Genomic DNA, 11,422 nt, shown 5'->3' with positions numbered 1-11,422 from the left:
GTCGCTGCGCTCCTCGCGGGGCGACCGGGAACGGCCCCTCCGGTCGTTGAGCGAGCGGAGCGGGACGAGACGACGACCACGTACCCGGCTCAGGCGGCGGCGTAACGGCCGGACTTGATCGCGCGCTCACGCGCCTTCGCCGCCTCGGCCTCGCGGTTCTTCGGCGGCGTGGTCGCGACGAGGTCGTCCAGCAGATGCTGCGTGATGTGGGCGATCTCGTGGACGGCCCGGTCGAACGCCTCCTGGTTCGCCTTCGAGGGCTTCGTGGTGCCCGCGATCTTGCGCACGTACTGGAGCGCGGCGGCGTGCACCTCTTCGGAGGACGCAGCGGGCTCGAAGTTGTGGAGCGTGTGGATGTTCCGGCACATGCCCCCGACCCTACGCCGCACCCCCGAAGAGGGCCAGGGCGCGGCATCCGTCCCGGCCGCGTGCGCCGAGTGCACGGTCTGCCGCCGAGCGCACGGTCTGGCCGCGTCGGCAGGTCGTGCATTCGGCGCCAAGCCGTGCAGTCGGCGGATGCCGCCGCACTGCTCGCGCCGGGCCGCCGGCGTGCCGGCTACCAGCGGTCGGCGCCGCGCGGGAGGACGTCGAGGACGTGGGGCAGCTCGCTGGGGAAGCACGAGCGGAACAGCTCGGTGATCTGCGGGTCGGATCCGTAGTCGTCGACGATCCGCAGCCCGATCATCGTGCTGATGAGCATGCCCTCGGCGAGGAAAGCCCGGGCGTCGTCGGCGTCGAGCCCCATCTCTTCGCGGAAGAACCGCCACACCGCGGCGAAGCCGCGGCGAGCAGCCGCTCCGATCACGGGGTTGCTTCCCAGCAGGTAGGCATGCGCGAGCGTCTGGTGCAGGCCGCGCACCTCGATGAGATCGACGTACGCCTGGCCGATGCGCTTGGCCGCAGCCTTCTCCGGGGTGATCCCCTCCTCGAGAGCGGCATCGGCGTCGCCCGTCACGAGCGCCGCGCGGAACGCCGCGAGCAGCTGCGCGAGAGCGTCTTCGATCGTGGCCAGGAACAGGTTCTCTTTGGACCCGAACAGCCGCACGACGTACGGCTGACTCACGCCGGCCGCCCTGGCCACCTCGTCGGTCGTCGCTCCCTCGTAGCCGCGCGCCCCGAAGACGGCGAGCGCGGCGACCAGGATCTGGCGTCGACGCTCGTCCGACGAGAGTCGCCTTCCTGCGTCGGGCCCTTCGTCCACGGCGACGGTGCTGCGCCCGTCAGGTTGCGGTGAGGTCATGGTCGAAGGTTATCAGCGAATGACTTGACTTTGTAATCAATCGATTACTACATTGCTCAACAGGTAATCATCCAATTACAACCGGAGCTTCGAATGACCGACTCACCCCTCGCCGCGAGCCCTCGACGGGCGCGGCCGTTCGCGCTCGTGCTGGCCGCGGCATCCCTCCCGATGTTCATGGCCACGCTCGACAACCTCGTGATGACCAACGCCCTCCCCGTGCTGCACCGCGACATGGGCGCGAGCGTCGAAGAGCTGCAGTGGTTCGTCAACGCGTACACACTGGCCTTCGCCGGAGCGATCCTCGTCGCCTCGGCACTGGGCGACCGCTTCGGCCGGCGCACCGTCTTCGCCATCGGCATCGCGCTGTTCGGCGCCGGCTCGGTCTTCGCCGCGCTGAGCACCGACCCCGGCCAGCTCATCGCGGCACGGGCGGTGCAAGGTCTCGGCGCGGCGGGAGTGATGCCGCTGTCGCTGGCACTCCTGTCCGGCGCGGTCGCGCCGGCACGACGCCCCCTCGCCATCGGCATCTGGGGCGGGGTATCGGGGCTCGGTGTCGCCGTCGGCCCGCTCGTCGGCGGAGCCATCATGGAGGGCTGGAACTGGCAGGCGATCTTCTGGCTCAATGTGCCGGTCGCCCTGATCGCCATCCCGCTCGCGCTGGTCGTCCTGGCCAACGACTTCGGCGCCCGCGCGCGCATCGACGTGCCGGGTGCGGTGCTGGCGGCAGCCGGGGTCCTCGCACTGGTGCACGCCATCGTCCGAGGCAACGACGACGGGTGGGACTCGGTCGGCGTCATCGCCGAGATCGCGCTCGGCGCGGCGCTGGTGGCCGGCTTCCTGGTGTGGCAGGCCCGCGCGAAGGCACCGCTCATGCCGTTGCGGCTGTTCCGCGACCGATCGTTCTCGATCACCAACATCGTCGGCTTCGCGTTCAGCTTCGGCACCTTCGGAGCGGTGTTCCTGCTGATCCAGTACCTGCAGGTCGTCGGCGGCTCGTCGCCGCTCGAGGCCGCCGTGCAGACCACACCCTGGACCCTCGCACCGATGTTCATCGCCCCGGTCGCCGGCATCCTGGCCCCGCGCGTCGGCACGCGCGTGCTGCTCGTGCTCGGTCTGGCGCTGCAGGGCGTCGCGCTCACCTGGATCGCCGCGGTCATGTCCACCGACCTCGACTATCCGGTGCTCATCGCGCCGTTCGTCATGGCCGGCGTCGGCATGGCGCTGGTCTTCGCACCCTCGGCCACGGCGCTCCTGGCGACGCTGGGACTCGTGGACCACGCCAAAGCCTCGGGCGTGAACTCGACGGTGCGTGAGCTGGGCGTGGCGCTCGGCACCGCCGTCATGACGGCGATCTTCGTCGGCGCCGGCGGCGAGCTCATGCCCGACCTCTACGTCGACGCCGCCCGCCCTGCCGTGTTCACCGGCGCGGCGGTGCTGTTCGCCGCCACGGTCGTGGCGCTGTGGCTGCCGTCCGGAAAGTCGGCGACGGATGCCGCGAACCCCGGCACCGCCGAGAGCACCGAGCTCGACGCGACTGCGCCGGAGTCCTCACGCGAGCGGGAAGTGCTCACCACCGGCTGACCCCGCGTCGGTGTGCGCCGGGCGGGGCAGGTGGCGGCATCCACCCCCGCCCGGCATCGAAGTCCGAACGCGTCAGACCCCTTTGCCTCGCAGCACCCGGGTGAACAGGCCGTCGAACAGGAACAGCAGGAAGGCGGCCGAGCCGATCAACGGCGACAGCACGAGGACGAGGGCGCCGATGATCACGGCGCTCAGCGAGCCGCGCGAGTACGCACGGGCCTCGTCGTCGGAGAGGTCGGGCATCATCTCCTCACGGCGCCGCATCGCCCACTGCCACTGCACCCAGCTGATGGCGATGGCGAGGAAGAACGTGACCGGCATCGCCATGCGGCCCGCGAACCACTCCTGGTACTCCGTCATCAGACCGGTCGCGAACGGGACCAGCACGATGAACAGCAGCCGTGCGTTGTTCAGCCACAGCAGTGTCCCGTCCGCCCGCTCGATGTGCTCGAACTGCTGCACATGCACCATCCAGAGCAGGCACAGCAGCACGAAGCTCAGCGCGAAGTTGAAGAACAGCTCGCCCATCTGGCCCAGCGCCGCCCACATCTGGGCGTCGGAGTCGATCTTGCCCAGCGAATGCGTGGTGAGATCGAGCACCAGCAGCGTCGCCGCGATGGCGAAGACGCCGTCGGTGAACGCCTCGAGACGGACCGTGCGCTGCGTCGCCGCGGGATGCCGCGTTCGCCTGATCATGGCGACAGGCTAGCGCCCGGGCAGCTCGCCGCGGATCGGACGCCCGGTCAGCGCTTGTAGTTCGGCGCCTCGACGACGATCTGCACGTCGTGAGGGTGCGACTCCTTGAGTCCCGCGGGGGTGATCCGCACGAACTTGCCCTTGGCCTTGAGCTCTTCGATGGTGCGCGCGCCGACGTAGAACATCGACTGACGAAGTCCGCCGACCAGCTGATACGCGACCGCCGACACCGGGCCGCGGTACGCGACCTGGCCCTCGATGCCCTCCGGGATCAGCTTGTCGTCGCTCGGGACGTCGGCCTGGAAGTACCGGTCCTTCGAGTACGAGGTCTTCTTGCCGCGCGTCTGCAGGGCGCCCAGCGACCCCATGCCGCGGTACATCTTGAACTGCTTGCCGCCCTGGAAGACGATCTCGCCCGGCGACTCGTCGGTGCCGGCCAGCAGCGAACCGAGCATCACGGTGTCGGCCCCGGCCACCAGCGCCTTGGCGATGTCGCCGGAGTACTGCAGGCCGCCGTCGGCGATGATCGGGATGCCGGCCTCGCGTGCCGCGAGGGACGCCTCGTAGATCGCGGTGACCTGGGGCACGCCCACGCCCGCGACGATGCGCGTGGTGCAGATCGATCCCGGACCGACGCCCACCTTGACGGCGTCCACGCCCGCATCGATCAGCGCCTGCGCGCCCTCGCGGGTGGCGACATTGCCGCCGATGACGTCGATGCCGGCGAACGACTCGTCGCTCTTGAGGCGGCGGACCATGTCGATGACGCCGGCCGACTGCCCGTTGGCCGTGTCGACGACGATGACGTCGACACCGGCGTCGCGCAGCGCCTCGGCCCGCTGCCAGGCGTCGCCGAAGAACCCGATGGCGGCGCCCACGCGCAGGCGGCCCTGCTCGTCCTTGGTGGCCAGCGGATACTTCTCGCTCTTGTCGAAGTCCTTGATGGTGATGAGACCCGCGAGCTTGCCCTCGTCATCCAGCAGCGGCAGCTTCTCGACGCGGTGCTGCGCGAACAGCGAGATGACCTCACCGGCGCTGATGCCGACCTTGCCGGTGACGAGGCCCTCGCTCGTCATGACATCGCGGACCTTGGTGGTCTGCCGCTCGAAGCCCGACACGAAGCGCATGTCGCGGTTGGTCACGATCCCGACGAGGTGGTTCTCGTCGTCGACGACGGGAAGACCCGAGATGCGGTACTGCGCGCACAGCGCGTCGACCTCGTCGATGGTGGCATCCGGGGTGGTCGTGATCGGGTCCGTGATCATGCCGGACTCGCTGCGCTTGACGCGGTCCACCATCGAGGCCTGATCCTCGATCGAGAGGTTGCGGTGGATGATCCCGAGACCGCCCTCACGCGCGATCGCGATGGCGAGGCGGGCCTCGGTGACGGTGTCCATGGCCGCCGACAGCAGCGGCGTGGCGACCGTGATCCGGCGCGTCACGCGAGAGGAGGTGTCGGCTTCGCTGGGGATGACATCGGTGTGCCCGGGCAGCAGCAGGATGTCGTCGTAGGTCAGGCCGACGAAGCCGAAGGGGTCGTTGTGCTCCATGGGGTCTCCTGCGCACCGTGCCATGGCTGCACTGGGCGCGTTCTCTCGGGGTGGACGACGGCGGCCGGTGCGCTCGTGACGCTCCGTACTCGATTCTAAGCGCCGGTGGAATCCGTTTGTTCCCGCGAGAACGGCACGCGCGCGTGCGCGCGACCCTCCGGCGCGCACGCAACGGCGCGTCCGCCGAGGCGATCTCGATCGCATCACGTATCCACAGCGTGTCTTAGGTGAAACAACCGCGACACATTACGCTCATAGCGTCGTTCATCACGGCCGATGCGACCCGAGCTTCGGTGTCCGCGTGGTGCCGAACTGGAGGTTCTGTGGGTCCTACGACTGTGACCGCAAAACGCGTCGACCGAGCGCGCATCCTGGCGGTGCTCTTCGGTCTGATGCTCGTCGCGATCGGAATGTTCGCGACGGCCGCGCCCGCGCTGGCGGCGGAAGGCGATCCCTACCGCATCAGCGGCAACGTGCAGCTCGACGGCGAGCCGCTCGAAGGCGTGGAACTGACCATCGACGGCCCCGGCGGCAAGCAGGAGGTCGAGACCGACGAGAACGGCCAATGGCACGTCAACGTCCCGGAGCGCGGCGAGACCTACGTCGTGACCCTGAACGAAGAAACGCTGCCCGAGGGCATCGCGGTCGTCGACCCCGAGGACGACACCCCCAACGTCAAGGAAGTCGAGATGGGCCAGGGCGGCCGTGTCTCGGTGAACTTCTTCATCGGCGAGGGCGAGCGCAACGTCACGAGCTTCTTCGACCAGTTCGTGCAGCGCATCGTGCAGGGCATCAGCTTCGGCCTCATGCTCGCACTGGCGGCGATCGGCCTGACCCTCGTGTACGGCACGACCGGCATCTCGAACTTCGCGCACGGCGAGATGGTGACCTTCGGCGCCATCGCGGCCTACCTCCTGGTGGTGCCGGCCACGCTGGCGCTGCCGTGGTGGCTCGCCTACCCGATCGCGGTGATCCTGAGCGCGGGGCTCGGGCTCGTGCTCGACATGATCCTGTGGAGACCGCTGCGAAGGCGACGCGTGGGCGTCGTGCAGCTCATGATCGTGAGCATCGGTCTGTCCCTCGCGCTGCGCTACACCTTCCAGCTGGTGATCGGCGGCGGCACCTTGCAGCTGCCCGGCTCGGCGGAGACCAAGATCCCGCTCTTCGGGGCCGTGCAGCTCAGCGTGATCGACCTCGTCTCGCTGGTGATCTCGATCGTCGTCATCGTGGCCTTCGCCCTGTGGCTGACCCGCTCCCGGATCGGCAAGGCGACGCGGGCCATCTCGGACAACCCGTCTCTGGCGGCGGCATCCGGCATCGACGTGGACGCCGTGGTGCGCATCGTCTGGATCGTCGCGGGCGGCCTCGCCGGCCTCGCCGGCATCCTCTACGCGTACTACCGCCCGGGCATCAAGTGGGACATGGGCGCACAGATCCTGCTGCTGATGTTCGCCGCCGTCGTGCTGGGCGGTCTCGGAACCGCATACGGCGCCCTGGTCGGCGCACTCATCGTCGGAATCCTGGTGGAGGTGTCGAGCCTGTGGATCCCGGCCGACCTCAAGTACGCCAGCGCATTGTTCATCCTCATCGTGATCCTGCTGTTCCGACCACAGGGCATCTTGGGTCGACGCGAGCGGATCGGTTAGGGGCACACTCATGGACTGGCTGCAGATTCTCTCCAACACCGCCTCGTCGATCATCAGCCCGGCGACGATCGGGTACGCGCTGGCCGCGCTCGGCCTCGCGGTGCACTTCGGCTACGCGGGTCTGATCAACATGGGCATCGCCGGCTTCATGGCCATCGGAGCCTACGGCTACGCGATCTCGATCCTCACGTTCGGGTTCGAATGGTGGGCGGGCGCCCTCGTCGGCCTCGCCGCGGCGGCACTGTTCGCCCTCATCCTCGGCATCCCGACCCTGCGTCTGCGCGGCGACTACCTCGCCATCGTGACGATCGCCGCCGCCGAGGTGGTGCGCCTGCTGTTCCTCACGACCGCCTTCGACGCCGTCACGGGCTCCGCCGACGGCCTGAGCGGGTATCACAACAGCTTCCGGGCATCCAACCCGATCCCGCCCGGCGAATACGGCTTCGGCCCGTGGGTCTACAACGCCAACGGCTGGTGGGTGCGGATCATGGGCCTGGTGACGCTCGGGATCGCCGCCCTGGTGGTGTGGATGCTGACCCGCAGCCCGTGGGGACGCACCATCAAGGGCATCCGCGAGGACGAAGACGCCGTGCGGTCGCTCGGCAAGAACGTCTTCTCGTACAAGATGCAGGCGCTCGTGCTGGGCGGTGTGCTCGCCGCGGCGGGCGGCATCGTCTACGCCCTTCCCTCGGCCGTGAGCCCCGGCGTGTACGTCACCTCGCTCACCTTCTTCGTCTGGACGGCACTGCTCCTCGGCGGCGCGGCCACGGTGTTCGGCCCTCTCCTGGGGTCGCTCATCTTCTGGGTGCTGCAGACGTTCCTCTCGAACGTGCTGCCCGCGATGGCCGCGGCAGGCTGGCTTCCCGGCCTCACCCAGATCCAGGCCGGCACGCTGCGCTTCATCCTCGTGGGCGTCGCGCTCATGCTGCTCGTGATCTTCATGCCCCAGGGTCTTCTGGGCAACAAGAAGGAGCTGACCTTTGTCAAGTAACGGCATCACGCCCGACGCGGCCCCGGCAACCGGCGCCGCGCCCGTGGCCCGCCCCAAGACGACGGGCCTTCACGTCGGCGAGGCGGCACCCGGCGTCGCCAAGGTCGACCCGATCATCATCGCCGACGGCGTGCGTCGCTCGTTCGGCGGTGTGAACGCCGTGGACGTCGACCACCTCGAGGTGCCTCGCGGCGCGATCACCGCCCTCATCGGGCCGAACGGCGCAGGCAAGACCACCCTGTTCAACCTGCTCACCGGATTCGACAAGCCCGACCACGGCACCTGGACCTTCGACGGCACGTCGCTGTCGGGCGTGCCCGCGTACAAGGTCGCGCGCATGGGGCTGGTCCGCACCTTCCAGCTCACCAAGGCGCTGGGGCTGCTCACCGTCATGGAGAACATGAAGCTGGGCGCCAAGAATCAGCGCGGCGAGCACTTCTGGGCCAGTCTCATCCCGGCCCTGTGGAAGTCGCAGGATGCCGAGCTCGAAGAGCGCGCGATGCAGCTGCTGACCAAGTTCAAGCTCGACACCAAGGCTGACGACTTCGCGGCCAGCCTGTCGGGCGGTCAGCGCAAGCTCCTCGAGATGGCACGGTCTCTCATGACGGAGCCGACCCTCGTGATGCTCGACGAGCCGATGGCCGGCGTCAACCCGGCGCTCACGCAATCGCTGCTGGACCACATCCTCGATCTCAAGGACCTCGGCATGACCGTGCTGTTCGTGGAGCACGACATGCACATGGTGCGCCACATCGCGGACTGGGTGGTCGTGATGGCCGAGGGGCGGATCGTCGCTGAGGGCGCCCCCGACGCCGTCATGAAGGACCCGGCGGTCATCGACGCGTACCTCGGGGCCCACCAGGAGCTCGACCTCGGCGTGGTGACCGGGCGCATCGACGTCATCCAGGCGGATCCCACGACGGATGCCGCGGCCTCGGCCGCTGCCGTCGCCGAGACGCTGGTCGACGAAGGCATCGCGGAGGAGACCCGCGACGAGGCCGAGACCGCACGAGAAGAGGAGGAGGGCCGATGAGCACCCCTACCGCGACGAGCACCCCCGTCGTCGTCATCGATGACGTCCACGCCGGATACCTGCCCGGCGTGAACATCCTCAACGGCTGCAGCCTCGTCGCCCACCAGGGCGAGCTGATCGGCATCATCGGCCCGAACGGTGCCGGCAAGTCCACGCTGCTCAAGGCGATCTTCGGGCAGGTCAACATCCGCAGCGGCAAGATCTCGCTCGAGGGCGAGGACATCACCGGTCTGCGCGCCAACAAGCTGGTCGCCCGCGGCGTGGGCTTCATCCCGCAGACGAACAACGTGTTCCCGAGCCTCACCATCGAGGAGAACCTCCAGATGGGGCTCTACCAGCGGCCGGGCATCTACAAGGAGCGCCTGGAGTTCGTGACCGGCATCTTCTCTGAGATCGGAAAGCGCCTCAAGCAGCGTGCCGGCTCACTGTCCGGCGGAGAGCGCCAGATGGTGGCGATGAGCCGTGCGCTCATGATGGACCCGAAGGTGCTGCTCCTGGACGAGCCGTCGGCGGGCCTGTCCCCCGTCCGACAGGACGAGGCGTTCATCCGCGTCTCCGAGATCAACCGCGCCGGCGTGACCTGCATCATGGTGGAGCAGAACGCCCGCCGCTGCCTGCAGATCTGCGACCGCGGCTATGTCCTCGACCAGGGCCGCGACGCCTACACCGGATCGGGCCGGGAGCTCCTGAACGACCCGAAGGTCACCGAGCTGTACCTGGGGACGCTGGGCAAGTAGCCCCTCCCGCCCAGCAACGACAAGGGGACGGATGCCGCGGCATCCGTCCCCTTGTCGTTGCGTCTCGCGGCCGAGCCGCCCGGGAACGCAGAACGGCCCCGGATCCGCGGACCCGGGGCCGTTCTCGTCAGGAACGATCAGCCTTCGTAAGCTTCGTAGGTGTTGTCGTCCTTGAACTGGTAGATGCCGATCGACGCCTCGGTCGGGTCGCCGACCTCGTCGAACGTGATCGGACCCGAGATGCCGTCGTAGTCGGCGGTGCCGCCACCGACGATGATGGCCGCGCAGTCGGCGTACGACTCGCACTTCTCGCCGTCGCCCGAGCCGCCCGAAACCTCGATCAGCTTCTCGGAGATCGCCGCGGGGTCGGTCGAGCCGGCAGCCAGCGCCGCGAGGGCGAGGAGGATCGTGGCGTCGTAGGACTCCGCAGCGTAGGTGAACTCCGTCAGCGGCTCGTTGCCCTCATCGGTGTTGAAGGTCTGCAGCGCGTCGGTGAAGTCCGTGATCGTGTCGAGCGAGAGGCCGGGGAACGTGCCCTTCGCGCCGGTGAGCGAGCCCGCAGGGAACTCGTCGCCGAAGTTCGCCAGGTTGCCGTCGACGAAGTACAGCTTGTCGGCCGGGAACTGCCCGAACAGGCTCGGAAGGATGGTCTTGACCTCCTCGAACGTGATCAGGGCGATCGCGTCGGGGTCGGCCGCGAGGACCTCGGAGATCTGCGCGTCGAAGCTCGTGTCACCCGTGTTGTAGGTGGGAGCCGCGACGACCTCGCCGCCGGCTTCCTCGAACGCCTCGGTGACGTACTTCGCAAGGCCGGTGCCGTAGGAGTCGTTCAGCACGATCATGCCGAGCGTCTGGTTGCCGTCCTCGGCGATCAGGTTTCCGAGCACCTCGCCCTGCAGGACGTCCGACGGTGCGGTACGGAAGTACAGCCCGTTGTCGTCGTACGTCGTGAACGCGTCCGAGGTGTTGGCCGGCGAGAACTGGATGACGCCCGCACCGGTGACCTGGTCGATGAACTGCAGCGAGACACCCGACGACGCGGCGCCGATGATGGCCGAAACGTCCTCGCCCAGCAGGCGCGGGATCTCGGTCTCGTACGCCTTGTTGTCGGTGTCGCCCGAGTCGCCGTACACGACGTCGATGTCGAGTCCGGTGTCCGCCGTCGCGTCGTTGATCTGCGACACGGCGTACGCGACGCCGGCCTCCTCGGGCGGGCCGAGGAACGCGAGGTTGCCGGTCTGCGGGAGGGCCGTGCCGATCTTGAGGCTCAGCTCATCGACGGGCCCCGCGCTTTCAGTGGGTTCGTCGCTGCCACCGGTGCCGCCACCGGAACAGCCGGCGAGGACGAGGGCGCTGGCGCCGACGAGCGCGATGCCGCCGAGGAAGGCGGACGTGCGCGAGCGGGTGAAGACGCTCATGTTGCTCCTTGCTGTGTGATTACCGCGGGACCGGCTCGGGCGCCGACCCAGTGCACTAAACCTAATGGCCGCGGGGCTTCGCCAATGTTGCCTTTCGTTAACGATCTGTAACAGCTTGAAATGGGTGATGAAACCGCAAATCGGCGTCCTCCGGACGACGCCGTCTGTGGATAACTCGGCGGATCCGACAAATCGACCCCATACCCTCACCGGGTATAGTGTGGGGGCGGTACCCCTCCGGGGTATGGACGTGAGAGAGGAGCCGGGATGGCCGAGGTCCAGTACAAGGTGACAGGGATGAGCTGCGGGCACTGCGAGGCTTCGGTGCGCGGCGAGGTCTCGAAACTCGCCGGCGTCGAAGACGTCCAGGTGAGCGCGGCGGCGGGCACGCTGAAGATCGTCTCGACAAGCGCGCTCTCGGACGACGCCGTGATCGCCGCCGTCGACGAGGCGGGCTACTCCGCGGTACGCGCCTGATGGACGCGGCCTCCGCCCCCACTTCGCGGATCGAGCTCGAGATCGGCGGG

General features: G+C 68.5%; 11 protein-coding genes. 6 read left to right on the top strand and 5 right to left on the bottom strand.

The features are described from left to right. Positions 1–89 precede the first annotated feature (89 nt). On the bottom strand, positions 90–368 hold the full coding sequence (locus C9992_RS15970; RefSeq protein ID WP_106816639.1) for a DUF2277 domain-containing protein: 279 nt from the start codon (positions 366–368) through the stop codon (positions 90–92). 188 nt (positions 369–556) lie between these two features. Then, positions 557–1,240, bottom strand: a complete 684-nt coding sequence (locus C9992_RS15965; RefSeq protein WP_106816638.1) for a TetR/AcrR family transcriptional regulator — start codon at positions 1,238–1,240, stop codon at positions 557–559. Between the two features lie 93 nt (positions 1,241–1,333). On the opposite strand from C9992_RS15965, the gene C9992_RS15960 reads away from it, so the two are divergent. Then, complete coding sequence (locus tag C9992_RS15960; protein WP_106816637.1) at positions 1,334–2,824, top strand: MFS transporter; 1,491 nt, start codon at positions 1,334–1,336, stop codon at positions 2,822–2,824. A 72-nt stretch (positions 2,825–2,896) separates the two neighbouring features. Here C9992_RS15960 and C9992_RS15955 read toward each other — a convergent pair whose 3' ends face one another. Both C9992_RS15955 and guaB read right to left on the bottom strand, forming a co-directional pair. Continuing rightward, entirely contained in the window at positions 2,897–3,520 is a 624-nt protein-coding gene (locus C9992_RS15955) for a TMEM175 family protein (protein WP_106816636.1), read from the bottom strand. 47 nt (positions 3,521–3,567) lie between these two features. After that, the gene (gene guaB / locus C9992_RS15950; protein ID WP_106816635.1) at positions 3,568–5,070 is read right to left on the bottom strand and encodes an IMP dehydrogenase; all 1,503 of its coding nucleotides are present in this window, start codon (positions 5,068–5,070) and stop codon (positions 3,568–3,570) included. 392 nt (positions 5,071–5,462) lie between these two features. On the opposite strand from guaB, the gene C9992_RS15945 reads away from it, so the two are divergent. From C9992_RS15945 to C9992_RS15930, 4 genes are read left to right on the top strand one after another with little or no spacing between them, the layout of a single operon-like run. Further along, positions 5,463–6,716, top strand: a complete 1,254-nt coding sequence (locus C9992_RS15945) for a branched-chain amino acid ABC transporter permease (protein ID WP_106816745.1) — start codon at positions 5,463–5,465, stop codon at positions 6,714–6,716. Between the two features lie 10 nt (positions 6,717–6,726). After that, a complete protein-coding gene (locus C9992_RS15940) occupies positions 6,727–7,707 on the top strand; it encodes a branched-chain amino acid ABC transporter permease (protein ID WP_106816634.1) in 981 nt (326 codons plus the stop codon). Positions 7,708–7,750: 43 nt separating this feature from the next. Then, positions 7,751–8,740: an ABC transporter ATP-binding protein gene (locus C9992_RS15935; protein WP_106816633.1), complete on the top strand. Its 990-nt coding sequence runs from the start codon at positions 7,751–7,753 to the stop codon at positions 8,738–8,740. Next, positions 8,737–9,477 carry an ABC transporter ATP-binding protein gene (locus C9992_RS15930; protein ID WP_106816632.1) on the top strand — a complete coding sequence of 247 codons (741 nt, stop codon included), beginning with the start codon at positions 8,737–8,739 and terminating at the stop codon, positions 9,475–9,477. Before C9992_RS15935 ends, C9992_RS15930 begins: the two co-directional genes overlap by 4 nt. Before the next feature lie 137 nt (positions 9,478–9,614). Here C9992_RS15930 and C9992_RS15925 read toward each other — a convergent pair whose 3' ends face one another. Further along, the gene (locus C9992_RS15925) at positions 9,615–10,895 is read right to left on the bottom strand and encodes an ABC transporter substrate-binding protein (RefSeq protein ID WP_106816631.1); all 1,281 of its coding nucleotides are present in this window, start codon (positions 10,893–10,895) and stop codon (positions 9,615–9,617) included. A gap of 267 nt (positions 10,896–11,162) precedes the next feature. Here C9992_RS15925 and C9992_RS15920 point away from each other — a divergent pair, with 267 nt between their 5' ends. After that, positions 11,163–11,372, top strand: a complete 210-nt coding sequence (locus C9992_RS15920) for a heavy-metal-associated domain-containing protein (protein ID WP_106816630.1) — start codon at positions 11,163–11,165, stop codon at positions 11,370–11,372. Positions 11,373–11,422 lie beyond the last annotated feature (50 nt).

It is taken from the genome of Microbacterium timonense, assembly GCF_900292075.1.
GTDB lineage: Bacteria > Actinomycetota > Actinomycetes > Actinomycetales > Microbacteriaceae > Microbacterium > Microbacterium timonense.
The sequence above is the reverse complement of the archived record's forward strand: the minus strand, read 5'-3'. Positions and strand labels throughout refer to the sequence as shown.